Consider the following 18,658-nt stretch of genomic DNA (forward strand, 5'->3'; position numbering starts at 1 on the left):
CAAACGATTTTCACGCCGGCATCGTGCAGCGCCCGCAGGATCGGCCCGCCGATCTGGGTTCCTTCCCGCTCGTTCGTGGACGCGAATGGCTCGTTGCACAGCAGCAGGGCGGGGGCCGGATCGCATCGGTGATCTCCCGGATCCGCGCCAGCTCCTCTTTCAGCCTCCCGTAGGTCATGGTGGCGTCGTCCTGGGTCCGGAAGTGGGTGAAGATGCCGGACCGCACATCCGCCGCGAAACTGTCCGCGAGCACGAACATTCCGGCTTGCAGCAGCACCTGAGCGAGGCCGACGCTGCGCAGGAAGGTCGATTTGCCACCGCTGTTCGCGCCCGTGACGAGGATCAGCGAACGCCCCGATCCGTCGACCGTATTCGCACCGACCGGCGTATCCGAGGACAGGACCAGGGTGGGATCGCGTAATTCCCGGCAGCGCAACTCAGGTCGGCCGACCGGCAGCGGCTCGGGAAAACACAGCGGATACCCCGAGGCCGTCAACCGCTCGTGCAGGTTCACGCAGCCGAGATAGAACGCCAGCTCGGTGCGCAGCGATAGGAGGAAATCGGCGATCAGATCCGTGGCGTGCGAAACGATTTCGGCCACCGGATACAGGCCGCGCCCGATCAGCCGGGCGAGGTACTCCGCCCCCTTCTCGTCCTGGCCGGGGATGGTGAAGCCGTGCCGCGCGCGCCGATCGCCGCCGAACAGGCCGCGCCGTGCCGGTCGCGGTGGCTCGTGCAACACGATGCCGGCCGGCTTGTTCCCCGTACCGAGCCCGGCGCCCAGTGCTATGCCGTGCTCGAAATGCAGTGCGTCGACGTGCGATTCGACCGCATCGAGTACTTCGTCCCGGAACGACGAGGTGACCAGCGCCGACAGTCGCGCGAAACCCGCCGACCGCAGGCCCAGGGCCGCGCACGCCGCACGCACCTGCCGGAGGTGGCCGAGCAGTTCGGCGAGCGGTTCCAGCGAGAGATTCAGCTTGGCTCGCGGCGCACCACCACGACCGATCGTCCAGCGGCGCACGCTTTCGCTCGCGCCCGCCAGCGCGTACAGGCGGCGGACCGCGGCCGGGTCGGCGAGGCAATCGGCGAGCACTTCCTGGCGATACCTGATCGTCGCCGGTTCGGTCGACGCGTGCACCATGATCGACTCGACGCTCTCGCGCAGGAACGGATCACCGGCCGCCATGGCGTCGAACACGATGGCGAGCTCGAGATCCCGCACCACCGTCGCGCCGTGCGGCACCGTGTGCGCCCCGGCGGAATCCGGTTCCAGCAGGCCGACTCTCATCGCGCGATCCGTTCCGCTATCGCGGTGTAACCGAGTCCGAACAGATCCGCGATCGCGGCCGCGTGCGCCTTGCCGTCCGCAGGTCTGCGCACGATCCGGAATGTGCGCGTGGTGGGATCGTCACCGACCCCGGCCACCATGCTGACCACGGCCGGGTGCAGGTTCGCCAGCTCGTCGAGGAACGTGACATACACCGCGACCGCACCCCGCTCGATGATGCGGCGCAGTACCGCACCGCCGATCTGCAGCGCGTCGGCCGTGGTGGTCGAGCTGAACGTCTCGTTCATGATGATCAGCGAGCGAGCGGTGCAGGCGCGGATCGCGCCGTGCACCTCGGTGAGCTCGTCGTGCAGCTTGCCCGCCGAGTGCTCGACGCTCTCGGTGCGCTCGAAATGGGTGGACAGGCGGTCGGCGAGCATGAGCGTGGCACTGGCCGCGGGCACGGGGCAACCGAGCGCCGCCAGATAGGCGAGTTGACCGAACATGCGGGCGAAGGTGCTCTTGCCGCCCTGGTTCGGCCCGGTCACCACCAGCACCCGCTCGCTACCGCTGAGCCGGAAATCATTGGGCACCACGGATTGTCGGGCGCCACGCAGCTGCACCGCCAACGCGAGATCGTAGCCCCCGGTCACCGCGATCTCCTCGAACCGCTCGGTCAGCCGCGGACTGCTGAACGTGAACCCTTCGCCGGTCAGATGATCCACGAATTCGAGAAAGGAGAGATAGAACCGCAGTTCCTGATAGAACGATTCGACGGAGGGATCCAGGAACTCGGGGTGCGCGGCGCAGAACTGCGCCAGCTCGGCGAATTCGGCCGGGAACAATTCGGCGACGCGGTCGGCGATCTGCTCTTCCACGTAATGCACTGTGGTGGACAGTATTTCCGGCGGCGCGGGATCGGGACGGAACCCGTGCACGAGTGGCGCGAAGGCCTGCTCGACGGTCGCGCTGTAGTCCTGCGCGGTGTCGTCCCGGGCCACCGCCACCTGCTGGCCGTCGATGGAGATGGTGTAGCGGACGGCGTTGAGCCGGGCCCGGACACGCGTCGCGTCAGCCATCAGCTCCTCGAATTGATCGGTGGCCAAGTATGTTTCGAGGTAGGTCTGCCAACTCCGCAATCCTCGGGAAGTGCCGGGCACGGCCGAAAGCGCCACACTCAGCGCCCGCAGCGCGCTGCCGTAGCCGACCACCGCATCGAGATACAGCCGGTGTCCGGTGCTGCGATGATGCTGTTCGGCCGACGCGGTCGCGAACGCGTGCACGATGCGCAGCTGTGTCGCGAATTCTTCGAAGGGTGCCCGCAGCGCCGCGCGACCGAGATCGCGAAATATCTCCTGCCGGAACGTCACAGTGTCCAGATCGGCCACCGGCGCGCGCACAGAGCGCGCCAATATCGGATCCCCGCGGGTCACAATGGTGAAGATTTCCTCGAGATTCAGGTCCCGCACTGTCTGCGCGTCGACGGCCAGAGCCGCTCGGCTGCCCGCAGGCCACAGGATGCTGCCGAATCGAGACATCGATGCCCCCTCGCTCATCGTCGGTGATCAGCCGCTTATATCACCTAACTCATTTGCTTTACGGGCATATTTACGGCATCTTTACGGGTAGGTGCGCCGGGAAGTCTGGTCGGCAAACCCGGCCCGCGCACGCGGGGCGGGCCGATCGACGTTGGGAGACACCGATGTTCACTACGCTTCGCGACGAAAACGGCGCCGCCCTCGATTACGTGACGATGGCGCTCGGCTGGGATCCGGTCCGCCCGGGCCGCTGGTTCGGCGCCCCCGGCAAGGACATCGATCTCAACGCATCCGCGCTGCTCTTCGCCGGCGATCAGATCGCCGATGTCGTGTACCACGAACAGTTGAGCTCGCGCGACGGCGCGGTGCGCCATCTCGGCGACAGCACGACCGGCGAGGGCAAGGGCGACAACGAGATCATCACCGTCGATCTGACCAGGATGACGCCCGAGATCACCGCCGCGGTGTTCATCGTGACCTGCTACACGGGCCAGACCTTCGAGCAGATCGAGAATGCGTTCTGCCGCCTGATCGACAGCGTGTCCGGCATCGAACTCGCCCGCTACGACCTGAGCGCCGGTGGCTCGCACACCGGCTTGGTGATGTGCAAGGTGTACCGCAGCGACGGGGTGTGGCAGTTCGAATCGATCGGCGAGACGATGCGAGCCGAGCACCCCGCCGAAGCGGTACCGCTGGTGCGCGAGTTCCTCGCCACCGTCCACGGCTAGCCGCGCTGCGGCCGCTGCTCAGCTGCGGCGTGTTTCCTACGCGAGTCGGAGGCCCACAGACCTCTACAGCCGGGTACGGCACACGACGCGCCCAGCACCATGCATGCAACTCCCGCGGCAGGTACACCTCACTGGGCAAGTCACCCATCGGAAGCCCGCCAACAAGCCCAAACGCAAGAAACCCCAACCGAACTCACCCACAACCTCTCAGGACTCGGCAACGAGCAGATGCAGGGAGGCGGCGGCAGCGAGCAGGGCGCGGGAACGGGAGGTGAGCGCAGCGTCCCGGGCGGCGAGCGCAGCGTGCACGTCGGCAGCGTCGTGGCCCCGCCGCAGCTCCGGAAGAACCTTGCGTAACTGCGGGATTCGGTAGCCGGCGCACCGGAGTTGGTGGATGATGCGAGCGTCACGAACCTGGCTCGGGGTGTAGCGTCGTGCGGTTCGGTCACGCTCGGGGACGACCAGACCTGCTGCGTCCCAGTACCGCAGCGTCGACGCGCGGACGCCCAGCGCACCGGCCAGCTCGGATACCGTCATCGAGTCGGAATCACGCACTGCCGCAATCGGTTCGGTGGCGATGGCATCGGCGGCCGCTTTGGCGTGCGCGAGTTCGATGCGTTCGGTGTGCAGCCGGGCGTGTGCGGCGTCGAGCAAGGCGAGGGCTTCGGCGAGGGGGCCGGTGTGCACGGTACGGAGAATCTGTTTGGCCGCCACCGGACCCGTACCCGTACCCGCGGCGAGCGCACGATAGGCCAGCGCGGCGTGCAGGTGTGCCTCGCGATAGACCCGATGTCCCGTCGGGGTGCGCTCGGCTGGCGGCAGCACACCGTCGCGTTCGAGATTGCGGATCTGCTGCACCGAGTACCCCGCGCGGCGGGCGACGTCGGCGGTGCGCATGACCGGCGAGTTGAGGTTTTTCACGCAGAACTCCTCGTCACTGCGGCCCAGGTCCACACAAGCACTTGAATGAGACGCTCGAACCTATGACGATAGACGAGATCATCGACCTGCTCACCGGCCTCGACGGCATCCTCGTCCTGGCCCCGGGTCCGGGCGACGGCACCCCGGAGATCGCCTGGGGCGACAAGTTCTTCTACTACTCCCCCGACGGCGTCGTCCCGACCAACACCCAGCCGTTCGCCACCATCGTCACCAAGGACTATCCCGACGATCAGAACTCTCGCCTGAACCGCCCGGACGCCTTCCGCCTCAACATTTCCGTCGGTAAGGACACCTTCACCGAAACCCTCGGCTACCCGCCCCGCGAGGTGCCCGCCGATCTCGACTACAGCAGCACCGACATCTTCCTTCCGCACCCCACCTACGCCGCCGCGGCGTGGATCTCTGTCGTCGAACCTGCTGCCCGAACCAGCGATTCGGCACGCCGGCTCCTCCGCACCGCCTACGACCGCGCGCGTTCCCGATACCCGCGACGCACAGCGGTCGGATAGCCCCCGGTCAGGTCGCCGCGCCGCCGTAGCGGAGGACGAAGCGGCGCAGGATCTGTTTGGGTGCGGTGATGGATTCCTGATGGCCGAGGCGGGTGAGATAGTCGGCCTCGTCCGGATCGAAATAGCCTGCGTGGCGGTATATCTCGATGCGGAGGGCGAGGCCGTCGCCATCCAGTTCGGGGTGGAACTGGGTGGCATAGACATTGCTGGCAACGCGGATCATCTGGACCGGGCAGTCGACGGAACCCGCGAGCAGCACCGCCTCGGGCGGCACCGCCTGGCAGGCCTCCTTGTGACCGACGAAGGCCCGGAAGGTCTGCGGAATCCCTTGGAGGAGTGGGTCTTCGCGGGCCTCGTCGGTCAGTTCGATGGTCTGCGCGCCCGCGGTCTCGCCGTAGTTCTCGGTGCTGACCGTGCCGCCCAGCACATCCGCGAGCACGCTGAGCCCGTAGCAGGCTCCGAGGTAGGGGAAGTCACGGCTGACCACCTCGGTGAGCAGCTTCTTCAACGCGGGCTCGAAGCGCCGTTGATAGTCGTACTTTTCGGCGTCGGCATTACCGACATTGCTGGGTCCGCCGCCGACGATGACCGCGGCGTAGTCGTCGAGGGTGAGATCGGGGAAGCCCTCCTCCATCCGCACGCGCACCACCGCGCCGGCGTCGAGTTCACCGGCCCGCAGGATGGCGTGGTACTCGTCATCCGCGGCCGCACGCTCGGGCCGCAGTTGCAGCAGCAGGAAAGGCTTGGGCATGCACCGATTGTGCAAGACCGGTGGCGGGAAGGGAGCCCCCCGACTGTCGGCGTGTTCGAACCGGGCGGCGACTCCGGCGCAGCAGCACGTTCCAGACCGGGACCGCCGCTGCGAAAGCGCCGCCGACGGACGGCCCGACTGGTAGACATGCCGATATGAGCAGCTACGTTGTGACCGAGCAGCGAGCTCGGATCGGGTATCTCACGCTGAACCGTCCCGATCAGCGGAACCCGTTGTCCGCCAACATGATGGCCGAGCTCACCGCCGCGGTGCGGGAATTCGGCGGCAGTAGCGAGATCGCCGTGGTGGTGATCCGGGCGGCGGGCCGCGCCTTCTGCGCGGGTCACGATCTCGGCGAACTGGTGGACCGTTCGCTCGACGACGAACGCGCCCTCTTCGCCGCCTGTATCGAATTGATGCAGACGATCCAGCAGATCCCGCAGCCGGTGCTCGCGTCCGTGCAAGGGCCCGCCGTCGCCGCGGGATGCCAGCTCGTCGCCACCTGCGACCTCGCCCTCGCCACTCCCGACGCCGTTTTCGGGACGCCCGGCGTCCGGATCGGCCTGTTCTGCTCGACGCCGATGGTCGCGGTGAGCCGAGCCATCGGCCGCAAACGAGCCATGCAACTGCTGCTGACCGGCGCCGTGATCGACGCGCCGACCGCCGCGGACTGGGGCCTGATCAACGACGTGGTCCCCGCCGACGCCCTGGCCGCACGCACCACCGCACTCGCCGAGTCGATCGCACAGGCCAGCCCTTCGACGCTGCGCATCGGCAAACAGGCCTTCTACCACCAGATCGACCTGCCACAACCCCAGGCCTACGAGCAGATGGGTGAGGTGATGGCGACCAACGCCATGACCTGCGACGCGCAGGAGGGCATGCACGCGTTCCTCGAGAAGCGCACACCGGTTTGGCGCGGGTACTGAGCGCCGCTGCCGCCGAATGCCGTACCGTGCCCGCTGTCGACAACTGATAGTTGTGAAAGGACAGCCCCGGGTGGAACTGGACCTCGGTGCCGTGCGCGCCTTCCTCGCGATCGCCGATCATCAGCATTTCGGCGACGCCGCAGACCAACTGAAACTGACCCAGCAGGCGATCTCCAAGCGCATCGCGAAACTCGAAGCGGGACTGGGCGCCACACTGCTGCAGCGCACCCGCACCGGGACCGGCCTGACCGAGGTCGGCGCGGCCTTCCTGCCCCAGGCCCGAGCCTTGCTCGCGCTCGCCGACCAGGCCACCGCGGCGGTGCGCGAGCGGGAGCGCCCGCTGCGCGTGGATGTGCTCGGAACTCGGCTCGCGGCAACGGAATTGATCAGATCCTTCCATGTAGACCACCCCGATTTCGAGATCGACATCATCACCTCCAGCGGCCTGCGCAGCGGATTACCCGCCCTCGTCAACGGCACGATCGATGTCGCGTTCGCCCGCGCGCTCGGTCCGCTCGACCCCGTGATCGCCCATATTCCCGCCTATTTCGAACCGCTGCACATCCTGGTCGGCCGCAAGCACCCCCTCGCGACCCGCCGTCAGGTCCGCCTGCGTGAACTGGCGGATTCGATCGCCCGGATGCCGAGCAATGTGCCGGGCAGCGAATGGGCCCGGTATTACGACGATCTCGCCGGGACTTTCGGTCTCACCATCGATACCACCGGCCCCGACTTCGGCTTGGATCATCTGCTCGACGACATCGCCCGCACCACGGACAATTACGTGTTCACCGGCGAACGCCTGCGCGCCCCTTGGCATCCGGAGATCGTGCAGCTTCCCGTCGTCGATCCCGCACCCGGCTACCCCCATTCGATGCTGTGGCATCGCGACAACCACCGCGCCGCGCTGCGCCAGCTCGCCGACTACGTCGCGGCCGGGTTCCGCCCCTTCGATCCGCGGACCCAGTGGCTGCCGCCGGCCGAAGCCGGCGCCGGACGCTGGGCCGACAACTGATGGTTGTCCCGCAACGCCTGTCGATTGTTTGACGCCCCGCACCCCCTCGGCTCGAATAGGGCGATCCGAACCCGGGTCGCAGCCTTGGAGGGCGTCTGTTGTCTTCGTTCGTTCACCTGCACGTGCACACCGAGTACTCGATGCTCGACGGCGCGGCGAAGATCAAGCCGTTGTTCGACGAGGCGGACCGACTCGGCATGACCGCGGTGGGTATGACCGACCACGGCAACATGTTCGGCGCGGACGAGTTCTACCAGCACGCCACGAAAGTCGGCATCAAACCGGTCATCGGCATCGAGGCCTATGTCGCTCCCGGCAGCAGGCTGCACAAGAAGCCGGTGTTCTGGGGCCAGTCGGGTCAGCGCGGCGCCAACGGAGAGGGCATCGGCGGCGATGTCTCGGGCGGCGGCGCGTACACCCACATGACGATGCTCGCACGCACCGCGCAGGGCCTGCGCAACCTGTTCGCGTTGTCCTCGCTGGCGAGCATGGAGGGCTACTACCGCAAACCGCGGATGGACCGTGAGCTGATCGCCCGGCACGCCGCCGGAATCATCGCCACGACCGGGTGCCCCTCGGGCGAAGTACAGACCCGGCTGCGCCTGGGACAGCACGCCGAGGCGCTGCAGGCCGCCGCCGACTATCGCGACATCTTCGGCAGGGACAGCTTTTTCGTGGAATTGATGGATCACGGCCTGCCGATCGAGCGATCGGTGCGCGACGGGCTCTTGGAGATCAGCCGCAAACTCGACCTGCCGCCGCTGGCCACCAATGATTCGCACTACGTGCGCAAGGATCAGGCCGAGGCCCACGCCGCGCTGCTCTGCGTGCAGGCCGGGAAGACCCTGAACGATCCGACCCGGTTCAAATTCGACGGCGACGGCTACCACCTGCGTTCGGCCGAGGAGATGCGCGCCTACTGGGACACGCAAGTGCCCGGGGCGGCGGACAACACCGTCGCGATCGCCGAGCGGGTCGAGTCCTATGCCGAAGTGTGGCAACACCGGGACCGGATGCCGGTCTACGCGCCGCCCCCTGGCCACGACGTGAACTCGTGGTTCCACGCGGAGGTCATGCGCGGTCTCGCCCGGCGATTACCCGGCGGCGTCACCGAGGAGTACCGGCACCGGGCGGAATTCGAGATCGGCATCATCGTCGAGAAGGGCTTTCCCGCGTACTTCCTGATCACCGCCGATCTGATGGAACACGCACGCGCCGAGGGCATTCGGGTCGGCCCGGGACGCGGGTCGGCGGCCGGATCGCTGGTGGCGTATGCGATGGGCATCACCAACCTCGATCCGATCGTGCACGGCCTGCTGTTCGAACGGTTCCTGAATCCCGAGCGCATGTCCATGCCCGATATCGACATGGACTTCGACGATCGCCGGCGTGGCGAGATGGTGCGCTACGCGACCGAGAAGTACGGGGCCGACCGGGTGGCGCAGGTGATCACCTTCGGCAAGATCAAAACCAAAGCGGCCATCAAGGATTCGGCGCGGGTGCATTACGGCCAAGCCGGTTTCGCGATCGCGGATCGCATCTCCAAGGCCCTGCCGCCGCCGGTCGCCGCCAAAGATATTCCGCTGTCCGGTATCACCGATCCGACGCACGAGCGCTACCCGGAGGCGGCGGAGGTACGCGCGCTGCTCGACACCGATCGCGACGTCGCCACCATCATGGACACCGCGCGCGGCCTCGAGGGGCTGATCCGCAATGCGGGCGTGCACGCCTGCGCGGTGATCATGTCCGCAGAACCGCTGTTGCACGTGGTGCCGCTGTGGCGGCGCGAGGACGGCGCGATGATCACCGGCTGGGACTACCCGTCCTGCGAGGCCGTCGGGCTGCTCAAGATGGACTTCCTCGGCCTGCGCAATCTCACCGTGATCGGCGACGCGATCGACAACATCCGGACCAATCGCGGCGAGACGGTCGATCTCGACACACTGGGCACCGACGACGCGAAAACCTATGCGCTGCTGGGTCGCGGCGAGAGCCTGGGCGTGTTCCAGCTCGACGGCGCCGCGATGCGCGATCTGCTCCGGCGGCTGATCCCCACCGGATTCGAGGACATCGTCGCGGTCAACGCGCTGTATCGGCCGGGACCGATGGCGATGAACACGCACAACAACTACGCCGACCGCAAGAACGACCGGCAGCAGATCGCGCCGATCCATGCCGAGCTCGCCGAGCCGCTGCGCGACATCCTGGCCGAAACCTATGGCCTGGTCGTGTATCAGGAGCAGATCATGCAGATCGCGCAGCGGGTCGCCGGGTTCTCGATGGGCCGCGCGGATGTGCTGCGCCGGGCGATGGGCAAGAAAAAGCTCGATGTACTGGAGAAAGAGTTCGAGGGCTTCCGAGCGGGCATGCGGGACAACGGCTTCTCCGACGAGGCGGTACAGGCCCTGTGGGACACCGTGCTCCCGTTCGCCGGGTACGCGTTCAACAAATCGCACGCGGCGGGCTATGCGCTGGTCGGCTATTGGACGGCCTACCTCAAGGCCAACTATCCCGCCGAATACATGGCGGCACTGATGACTTCGGTCGCCGACAACAAGGACAAGTCGGCCGTCTATCTGTCCGAATGCCGCCAGCTCGGCATCAAGGTGCTGGCGCCGGACGTCAACGAGTCCTCGCTGCGGTTCGCCGCGGTGGGCACCGATATCCGGTTCGGGCTCGGCGGCGTGCGCAACGTGGGCGCCAATGTGGTCGAGTCGATCATCGAAACCCGCACGCGGAAAGGGAAATACGCGTCGTTCGCGGATTTCGTCGAGAAGTCCGAGCTGGTCTGCTGCAACAAGCGCGTGCTGGAATCGCTGATCAAGGCGGGTGCGTTCGATTCGTTCGGTCACCCGCGCAAAGCGCTCGCCGATATCCACGAGGACGCGGTGGACGCCGTCACCGGACTGAAGCGCCAGCAGGCGCTTGGCCAGTTCGATCTGTTCGGCGACGGCGACGCGGAGGCCGAATCATCGTCTCCCCTGGCGCATCTGAGTTTCGACGCACCGGAGTGGCCGCGCGACGAATTGCTCGCGCTGGAACGCGAAATGCTGGGCCTGTATGTCTCGGGCCACCCCCTCGACGGTGCCGATCACCTGTTGCGCAAGCACGCCCCGAAGCCGATCGCGGCGCTGCTCGCCAATCCGCCGCGGGACGGGACCGTCACCATCGCGGGCATGATCTCGGCGCTGGAGCGACGCGTCAACAAGAGGGGCGAGAGCTGGGCGATCGCGGTGATAGAGGACCTCGACGCCGCCGTGGAGGTGCTGTTCTTCCCGAAGAGCTACAGCCTGTTCGCGGCGGACTTGATGGTGGACGCGGTGGTGGTCGTCGAGGGACGGGTGAACTGGCGAGAGGACAAACTGGCGCTGTTCGGCACGCACCTGGCCGCACTGGACCTGACCCACCTGGACGAGCACCGGCGGCAGTCACCCCTGACACTGGAGATCAACGCCCGCAACACCGATCGTGACAGCGTGCGGGAATTGAAGTCGGTGCTGCTCGCCCATCCGGGCGGCACGCCGGTGCATCTCGCGCTGTGCTACCGGCAGCGGCGGACCATGCTGGCGATCGAGGACTACCCGGTCACGGTCAGCCCGGCGCTGCTCGGTGAGCTACGCGCGGTCCGGGGCGTCAAAGTCCTGACCTGAACGCCGCGCTCCGTCGGATCGGCGCGAGGAGGTTCGACCAGCGGTCCGAGATCTTCCCCTGTGCGGCGGCGGCGGCCATTCTCAGTCAGTTGAGACATCCGACGTTCGAACCCGTCCGGGGGTGGCGTGAACACGAGAAATGGTCACCGGCGGCTCCGGTCGGCGCAGAGCACCGGATGGCATGTGGCACCAGACGACTCGGTGCCCGAAGCACCGGTTCCACAGATCACCGTGGTGCTGGCCGACCAGCACGCCGTGGTCCGTGCGGGTCTGCGGTCGATGCTGGCCGCGGTCGCCGAATTCACCATTGTCGGGGAGGCGGCGACGGTCAGCGAACTGACCCGGCAGGCGCTGCGCGAGCGACCGGATGTCGTGGTGCTCGGCCTGCTGTTGTCGCAGGAGCGGACCCACCGAGTGATCACCGATATCCTGCGCTCCTGTCCGGGACTGGCGGTGCTGGTGTTCGGCATGGACGAGGACGACGGCGCCGTGCGGGCCGCGATCAACGCGGGCGCGCGCGGTTATGTCGACAAGTCGAGCACCGCGGAAGGCATCGTCCGGGCGGTGGCCGGCGCGGCCGCCGGATGGGCGGTGTTCAGCCCGGGTAGCGCGGAGGCGCTGGCGCGGATCACCGCGCAGCCGGCCACGGTGGAGGTCGTCGCGTTCGCCGACCTCACCGTCCGCGAACGCGAGGTGCTCGAACTGGTCGCTGCGGGCCTGTCCAATGCGGCGATCGCGGGACGGCTGCATCTGGCCTCCAAGACGGTGAGCAACTACCTGTCGGCGATCTTTCTCAAGCTCGGGGTGTGCGATCGCGCGAATGCGATCCTGCGCGCACGGGAGGCAGGCTTCGGGGTGGCGCTCAGCTGAGCGCCACCGGCGCATGCCGCAGGCTTTCCCTGGTGCGCCACAGCAATCCGAGCACCCGCTGCTCCGGTGGATGCCCGCAGCCGAGCAGCCGGTTGCAGTGCATGTGCACGAAACTGCGTACCAGTTCCGGTCGCGACCTGGTGAGTTCACCCCGGTCCGCGAGCAGGTCGAGCCGGGATACCGCTGCCTGCAGGAGAATTCGGCGACGATCCAGTATCTCCGCGACAGCGGAACCCCCGGGCTGACTCGCCAGCCAACGCCGATCGCCGAGCAGTGACCTGAATGTCGCATTCTCCCTGCGGTATTCGTCCGCGGTGGCGCGCCGCTCGAGCACACCGTTCCGGTACAGGTCGATCCGCTCGGCCTCGGTCATGTCGAACGCGGTGACCAGGTCGTCCACCGTGACCATCCCCAGCAGCGTGCGGTCCAGCGTGACGACGCGCCGATCGACCAGCGCGAGCAACTCCAGCACCGCCGCGCTGTCGGCGGCGAACAGGTCCTCGGCCACCGCGGTCCCCGCCGGGCCGCCGTAGCGTTCCACTTCCTGGTCGTAGGTGTCCACCGACACTCTGCGGCAGTACCCTTCGGCGACCAATCGCGACCCCCAGCGCAACAGCGCGGGCGCCAGCCGATCGGTCAGCCGGTCCGGGTCGCCGTGCCAGCGGATCCGCAGGTGCGGATCGGGGTCGGTGTAGCGCAGGAAGAACCAGTTGTCGGCCGACCCGTCCGCGACCGCTTGCGCGCAGAAGGACCGGATCTGCTGTGCGAGCAGATCCTCCTCGAACGTCGGCACGTGATAGAGCTTCGCGAACAGCCAATCGCTGCCCGGCGGCCGCAACCGCGCCGCCGAGGTGCCCGACGGAGCCGAATGCGCTTGCCCGCGAACGGGTTCTGATTCGACGGTGGTGCGCACCAGCGGCACCACCAGCTCACTGAGGTAGCGCCCGTCGGGGCCGGGCAGCCACGCGTGCCCGGGCCCGGGTAGTGCCTCCTCCAGATACAGCTTGCCGCCGGGCGTGCGCCGGGCCTCGTCCCGGATCTGTTCGACCTGATCCGGGACGTCCAGGTCGAGCAGCAGACGATGGTCTGCCATCGCGAGATACAGGTGACGCGGCGGCTGCCAGCGCTGCCGCCACGCGGCGAAGGCGGTCGCGAACGAGGCCGCCGACTTCGGCGCCAGGTCGTCGACGGGCAGGCGCCACCGCGCCGGCGCCAGCACGACCCGGCCGGCCTGCATCCGCGGCAGGAACGGGAACCCGGTTGCCGGGCCCCAATCGAAGGTCATCGGCACCGGCCTGCCGTCCCGGTTGATCTCGTCGAGAAACCGCACCACCGCGGGCGCCACCTGCGCGTTGAGCATGTGCCCGGCACAGGTGACGACCTCCTGTCCGGTACGCGGCCAGCGCACCACGAATCGGCCGTCGCGCAGCCCGACCACCAACTCGGACAACGGAATCACCCGCTCCGCCCGCGCGCCCGGCGTGGTGTCGAAGGGCAACTCCCACTCGCGGGCCAGCGGGCGAATCGTGACATTCGCCAGCCGGCCGGGTCGCGGCAGATAGCTGACCTCGGCCCACAGCCGCCCGGGTCGGCACCGCGCTTCGGCCGCCGCCGCCTCGTGCAACGCCTGTTCGGCCGACGGTCCGATCAGGTCGGCGAAGCGGCCGAGCACCCGGCCCGCGGTCGAGGCCCCGAGGTTGGGACCGACCACCACCTGGAACTCGCCCGCGTCCACCGCCGCCACCGAATCCGCGACCACGAACAACGAAAGATCGAGCGAGGCAGGCACTTTCGCCGGGTCGGCCGACTGCAGTTCGAGTTTCGCGATGGTCGCGGGGTCGAGTTCGACGACGGACTTGCGCTCTCTGATCGCATCGAGCGCCAGATCGGTCAGCGTGCGGTGGCGCACCTGCCGTCGCTCGTCGTCGGTCCCGCCTTTATCGGCCTTGCGCGGTGCGCCGAGTCCGATCTCCGGGTCCAGCAGTTCGAGCAGCCCCACTTCCCGATCCGGACCGTACCGTTCGGTGAAAGCCGCTCGGTAACTGTCCAATTCGGCCGTTCCGGCCGGCCAGGAACTCAACCGGATGGTGAGTTCGGCCGCACGGACAGCTTCGGTCGCGACCGCGGAATTCACCTGCCGCCCGGTGAACGGTCTGCTCATGTCGGTTTGGAACGGTCCTTTCGGCGTCGCCACCGCGTGCACCGAGTGGGCTCGATCCAGCAGCTTCGGGTACCCGGCGGCGGCCTGATCGTGGTCGAGCCGATCCCAGTCGGCGAGCTGTTCGAGCAGCTCGCCGAGGGCGGTCGCGGCCGCACCCGCGGCGGGAATCTCGGCGAGGCGGCGGGCGACATAGCCTGCCGGATCGGCGGCGGTGACCGGTGGCCGCAGATCCGTGAGCAAGAGGGTCTGTTCGCACAGCTGGTCCAGCAGACCGCGTACTCGGTCGGCGCTCGCGTCGAGTTCCGCGGCCAGTTCGTCCACGAGATCGCGATAGCGCGTCGGGGTCCGCGCACGTGCCAGCGCCCGGCGTACCGGCGTGGTGGCGCGCAACGACATCGCGCGCCCCGATTCGGCGGCCTCCCCGATGGGGGTGCGCTCGCTGAGAAACACCCGATCCGCCTGCACGAAGGCGGACGGGTTGGCGCACAGGCGCAGCTGCGCGCGGATCTCGTCGCGCTGCTCCAGCGTCTGCACGAAGTCGAGCAGCCAACCCATGTCCGGCCTGGTCCGCAGCACGGCGGGTGCGTCGGCCAGCTCGAGGTCGGTGGCCGGACCCCACCCCGCGAGACCCACCCCGGCGAACATGCCGAACGGGGTGGGCCGGCTGGACATCCGGATGAGGTACCGCTGGAGCTTTCCGGCCAGGCGTTGCCGTGCGCGAACGTCGGCGCACGGACGTTCCAAGGCCCGCAACAGCTCCCCGCCGCCCACCGCGAGCGCCCGCTGGACCCGGGGATCGGCGGGCACCAGTGTGCCGGGAGCGGTGCGGGCAGGCCAGTCGGCCGCCGGATCGGCGTCGAGCGCGAGATACTCCCCGAGGGGCAGCAGCGGAGTACGGACCACCAGCCAGTCCAGTGGCCGGTACATGTCCGAGTCGGTCGTCGCCATCTCATCTCCTCACGCCAGCAACAGCATTCGATCCCAGTCCGGCGCTGCGCCGGTGCTCACCGCGAGCAGGGCGAGCGCGATCCCCGCGGCGCCGTCGAGCAGGCCGGGCCGATCCGCGGGCAGCTCGCCGGCGCAGCGGAAGCCGAACCGGTGCGCCGGGTCGTACCCCGCGAGCAGCCGGTCGGTCAGTTCGACTGCGGCACGGGCGAATCGCGGATCGCCCGTATCGTGCGCGAAGCGCAGCGTGATCTGGAGCAGGCCCGCGACGCCGTGACAGAGGGCGGGCGCCGGGTCCGGCTCGGCCGTCGCCGCGAACCGGCTCGATGCCGCGACCATCGTGTCGACGGCGAGGGACCGTAGCTCGGCGGCGTCGATCGCGTTGCCCGCCAACCAGAGTGCGCGGGCAACCCCGGGCCCGCCGTAGCACCAGGCATTGCGCGGTCGCGTCCCGATCGCCGTGGTACCCGGCAGCGGGATACCGGTCGGCCAGTTGGGTCCGTGCGCGTCGTCGGCGCGGTGCGCGGCCAGCCAGTGCCCGACCATCGCGATCGCTTCCCGCTGTCCGGCCACGGAAATGCCCGACAGCTCGGCCAGCGAGAGCAGCGCCAGCGGTCCCGGCACGCCGTGGGCGAGACCGCAGTTCAGCACGCCACCGGGAAAAGAGTCTGCCATCGGGGTTTTCGGCGCGATGCTCCAGGCCGGCGTGTGCCAGTTGGGCAGGTCGTGCTCCCAGCGGCACACCGCGACCAGACCAGTCAGCGCCGCCCGCAGCGCAGCGGGATAGGCGTTGCGCCGCAACAGGTATGCGCCCGTACCGGTGATACCGGAGACGAGATCGAACGATTCGAACGGCAGACCGTGCCGGGCGTGCGCCAGCACCGCCGCACGACTCGTCGCGTCACGCACGATGCCGCGGTCCAGCTCGGCCAGCAAGCGCTGATAGCGAGTGCCGTTGCGTGACAACAGCAGTGCGCTGAAGGCCAACCCGGTCAGCCCGTCGAACATGCCCGGCAGCCGGACCTCGGCGTCCGCCATCTCGCGCGCGGCCGCCGTGAGGCAGCGGTGGGCGGCGCGATCCCAGTCGCGGCCGTCGAAGCGGCTCAGCAGCACCGCGCATCCGGCAGCACCGGATGCGCCGTCGCGCAGCAGACCCGGCCGGTCCGGCGACGGAGGCAGGCTTTCCGGCGGCGCGAGGCGGCGCGCGACCGCCCGCGCCACCGTGACCGCCCGCTCCGCCATCGCTGCGGGCAGCAAGCTCTGCCACGTCATAGTCGAGGCCCGGTTCAAGACAGCAGCAGGGTTCGGTCCCACGTAGGTGGGAGGTCGGTGGCGGCGGCCAGCAGCGCGAGCGCGACGCCCGCCGCACCGTCCAGCAGGCCGGGATCGTCTGCGGTGGGGCCGTTTTCAGCGATCGAGACATAGCCGTACCGGCGCTCCGGCTGGAACATCGAGAGCAGCTGAGCGGTCAAGGCGGGTACCGCGGCGACACAGTCCGGATCCCCGGTGTCGGCGGCGAAACGCAAGGTGATCTGCAACAGACCGGCGACGCCGTGGCACAGGCCGGGCGAACCGTCGATCCGCCGGGCGTCCGGCGTGCGGCGGTACACCGCGCGCATGGTGGCGACCGCCAGCTCGCCGAGCTGCGGATCGGCCAGCGCCGCGCCCGCCGACCACAGCGCTCGCGCGACGCCCGGACTGCCGTAACACCATGCGTTGTGCGTGGGGCCGTAGGCGGTCGGCGTCGTGCCGGTCGAGTCCGGCAGCGCCAGCCCGGTCGGCCAGTTCGGTCCCCACGCGTCGTCGTGGCGCTGCGCGGCCAACCAGTGCGCGACCCGTGCGACCGCCGCCCGCTGGCCGGAGACCGAGATACCCGCCGACTCGGCGAGCGCCAACACCGCCAGTGGACCCGGGACACCGTGCGCCAGGCCGCAATTGAACACACCGGTGGGATAGGCTCGCGCCATCGGGCTGTTCGGCACCATCGCGGCGGGCAGCGTGTGCCAGTTCGGGACACCATCGAGGGTGCCGCACAAAGCTGTCAATCCCGCCAGCACCTCGCACAGCGCGTCATCGATGCGCGCGCGTCCCGTACGACGCAGCAGATAGGCTCCGGCGCCGGCCAAGCCGGCGATCACATCGAACGCCGCCGAGGGCAGGCCAGTGGGTTGCGCGGCGATCGTCGTGCCGAGCGCGGCCGCCGCCCGCGCGATCACCTCGTCCAGGTCGTCGAGCAGCCGACGATAGCGGGTGCCGTCGCGGGACAACGCGTCAGCGGCGAAAGCCACCTCGCACAGGCCGCCGAACAGGCCGAGCCGTCCGCGCTCGGCCCGTTCGGCGGTGCGCGCGGCAGCGGTCAGGCAGGCATGCGAATGCACCGCCCAACCGTGGTCCGGCCCCAGCCGATCCAGCTGGTCGAACAACACGGCGCACCCCGCGCTGCCCGACTCCGGCGTCGATGCGGTATCCCGCAGCCGCTTCCCGACTTCCACGGATACCGCGATCGCCGACGCCGCCAGGTCGGCGGGCAACAGGCTGCGCCACGGCCGCCCGGCCGGGTGGAGTTCATCGACGATCACCGACGCACGGTCCGCGTCCATTCCGGTGGTTCCTCTCAGTACTCGAAATCGACACCGGGCAGCGGACAACACCTACTGCGGTCGGTCGGGCAGTGCACCGTGGTGGGCGGCGGATAGGCCGCCGCCGTCACGTACTCCGGCACCGCCCCGGACAGCTCACCGAGCCGCACGTCGAGATCGAATTCGTCTACCGGATAAGACATTTCGTCTCCCTCATGATCAGCAGTCGGCCGTGCACCGCGGGCCGTGGTGCGTCGGACAGGTCGTACCGCAGGTCGGGCAGTGCGAATCGCTGCACCACTCGGCGTCGGTCGTTTTCGTCACCATCCCCGGCTCGACCACACGGGTCGGATCGCCGATGCGGATGTCCAGGTCGAATTCGTCTACGGGCACCGACATTTCGTTCTCCTCCGGGTCAGCAGTACTTGGTACAGCGCGGCGGATGCTCGGTATTGCAGGCGGAGCCGCAGGTCGCGCAATGCGAATCGGCGCACGTCTCGAAATCCGAGGTCCGCGCGGCCATGGCCGGGTCGAGCAATCGGCTCGGGTCGCCGATCCGGATATCGAGATCGAAATCGTCAACTGGTGCGGACATGGTTCCTTCTTTCAGCAAGTCCGTTCGGTGGTCTTGCACATCGGGTAACTACTGCAGTCGTCGGAGGGACAGGTCCCTTCCGCTGTGCGCATCACCATCGGCGCAGCGTGCGGCGCCGGTGCCGGCACCTCGCCGAGGCGGATATCGAGATCGAATTCGTCTATCGGAGCGCTCAT

At 68.5% G+C, this 18,658-nt stretch carries 17 protein-coding genes; 6 read left to right on the forward strand and 11 right to left on the reverse strand.

The window, feature by feature from the left end; genetic code table 11:
• Positions 1-10: 10 nt before the first annotated feature.
• Together TY25_RS32845 and TY25_RS32850 are read right to left on the reverse strand one after the other, a co-directional pair.
• Positions 11-1,291 (reverse strand): MutS-related protein, encoded by a 1,281-nt coding sequence (locus TY25_RS32845; protein WP_052383352.1) that lies wholly within the window; start codon positions 1,289-1,291, stop codon positions 11-13.
• Positions 1,288-2,808, reverse strand: coding sequence for a MutS-related protein (locus TY25_RS32850; protein ID WP_042262805.1), 1,521 nt, complete (start codon positions 2,806-2,808; stop codon positions 1,288-1,290). The genes TY25_RS32845 and TY25_RS32850 overlap by 4 nt, the downstream gene beginning before the upstream one ends.
• Positions 2,809-2,972: 164 nt before the next feature.
• Between TY25_RS32850 and TY25_RS32855 the strand changes: the two genes are divergently transcribed.
• Complete coding sequence (locus tag TY25_RS32855) at positions 2,973-3,536, forward strand: TerD family protein (protein WP_042262807.1); 564 nt, start codon at positions 2,973-2,975, stop codon at positions 3,534-3,536.
• Between the two features lie 207 nt (positions 3,537-3,743).
• Here the strand turns inward: TY25_RS32855 and TY25_RS32860 are convergent, their stop codons facing one another.
• Positions 3,744-4,457 carry a MerR family transcriptional regulator gene (locus TY25_RS32860; RefSeq protein ID WP_042263037.1) on the reverse strand — a complete coding sequence of 238 codons (714 nt, stop codon included), beginning with the start codon at positions 4,455-4,457 and terminating at the stop codon, positions 3,744-3,746.
• A 62-nt stretch (positions 4,458-4,519) separates the two neighbouring features.
• Between TY25_RS32860 and TY25_RS32865 the strand changes: the two genes are divergently transcribed.
• Positions 4,520-4,987 (forward strand): DUF6194 family protein, encoded by a 468-nt coding sequence (locus TY25_RS32865; protein WP_042262809.1) that lies wholly within the window; start codon positions 4,520-4,522, stop codon positions 4,985-4,987.
• Positions 4,988-4,994: 7 nt separating this feature from the next.
• Here the strand turns inward: TY25_RS32865 and TY25_RS32870 are convergent, their stop codons facing one another.
• Positions 4,995-5,738 (reverse strand): glutamine amidotransferase, encoded by a 744-nt coding sequence (locus TY25_RS32870; protein ID WP_042262812.1) that lies wholly within the window; start codon positions 5,736-5,738, stop codon positions 4,995-4,997.
• Positions 5,739-5,893: 155 nt separating this feature from the next.
• On the opposite strand from TY25_RS32870, the gene TY25_RS32875 reads away from it, so the two are divergent.
• The 4 genes from TY25_RS32875 (at position 5,894) to TY25_RS32890 (ending at position 12,202) form a co-directional block, all read left to right on the forward strand.
• On the forward strand, positions 5,894-6,667 hold the full coding sequence (locus TY25_RS32875) for an enoyl-CoA hydratase (protein ID WP_042262816.1): 774 nt from the start codon (positions 5,894-5,896) through the stop codon (positions 6,665-6,667).
• A gap of 70 nt (positions 6,668-6,737) precedes the next feature.
• Positions 6,738-7,682, forward strand: a complete 945-nt coding sequence (locus TY25_RS32880; RefSeq protein WP_042262817.1) for a LysR family transcriptional regulator — start codon at positions 6,738-6,740, stop codon at positions 7,680-7,682.
• A 95-nt stretch (positions 7,683-7,777) separates the two neighbouring features.
• Positions 7,778-11,332: a DNA polymerase III subunit alpha gene (dnaE, locus tag TY25_RS32885; protein ID WP_201773740.1), complete on the forward strand. Its 3,555-nt coding sequence runs from the start codon at positions 7,778-7,780 to the stop codon at positions 11,330-11,332.
• A 183-nt stretch (positions 11,333-11,515) separates the two neighbouring features.
• Complete coding sequence (locus tag TY25_RS32890) at positions 11,516-12,202, forward strand: response regulator transcription factor (protein ID WP_146154010.1); 687 nt, start codon at positions 11,516-11,518, stop codon at positions 12,200-12,202.
• Here the strand turns inward: TY25_RS32890 and TY25_RS32895 are convergent.
• The 7 genes from TY25_RS32895 to TY25_RS42960 are packed head-to-tail and all read right to left on the reverse strand — an operon-like array spanning position 12,195 to position 18,658.
• Positions 12,195-15,311 (reverse strand): lantibiotic dehydratase, encoded by a 3,117-nt coding sequence (locus tag TY25_RS32895; RefSeq protein WP_042262819.1) that lies wholly within the window; start codon positions 15,309-15,311, stop codon positions 12,195-12,197. The two genes, TY25_RS32890 and TY25_RS32895, sit on opposite strands and share 8 nt — an antisense overlap.
• Before the next feature lie 9 nt (positions 15,312-15,320).
• Positions 15,321-16,580: a lanthionine synthetase C family protein gene (locus TY25_RS32900; RefSeq protein ID WP_052383354.1), complete on the reverse strand. Its 1,260-nt coding sequence runs from the start codon at positions 16,578-16,580 to the stop codon at positions 15,321-15,323.
• A 14-nt stretch (positions 16,581-16,594) separates the two neighbouring features.
• Positions 16,595-17,908: a lanthionine synthetase C family protein gene (locus TY25_RS32905; protein ID WP_052383355.1), complete on the reverse strand. Its 1,314-nt coding sequence runs from the start codon at positions 17,906-17,908 to the stop codon at positions 16,595-16,597.
• Positions 17,909-17,922: 14 nt separating this feature from the next.
• On the reverse strand, positions 17,923-18,090 hold the full coding sequence (locus tag TY25_RS42955; RefSeq protein WP_156055155.1) for a hypothetical protein: 168 nt from the start codon (positions 18,088-18,090) through the stop codon (positions 17,923-17,925).
• 16 nt (positions 18,091-18,106) lie between these two features.
• Positions 18,107-18,286, reverse strand: a complete 180-nt coding sequence (locus tag TY25_RS32910; RefSeq protein ID WP_042262820.1) for an FDLD family class I lanthipeptide — start codon at positions 18,284-18,286, stop codon at positions 18,107-18,109.
• 16 nt (positions 18,287-18,302) lie between these two features.
• The gene (locus TY25_RS32915; RefSeq protein ID WP_041562616.1) at positions 18,303-18,482 is read right to left on the reverse strand and encodes a hypothetical protein; all 180 of its coding nucleotides are present in this window, start codon (positions 18,480-18,482) and stop codon (positions 18,303-18,305) included.
• Positions 18,483-18,493: 11 nt separating this feature from the next.
• Positions 18,494-18,658, reverse strand: a complete 165-nt coding sequence (locus TY25_RS42960; protein WP_156055156.1) for a hypothetical protein — start codon at positions 18,656-18,658, stop codon at positions 18,494-18,496.

Source organism: Nocardia brasiliensis NBRC 14402, from assembly GCF_000308475.2.
Classification (GTDB): domain Bacteria; phylum Actinomycetota; class Actinomycetes; order Mycobacteriales; family Mycobacteriaceae; genus Nocardia; species Nocardia brasiliensis.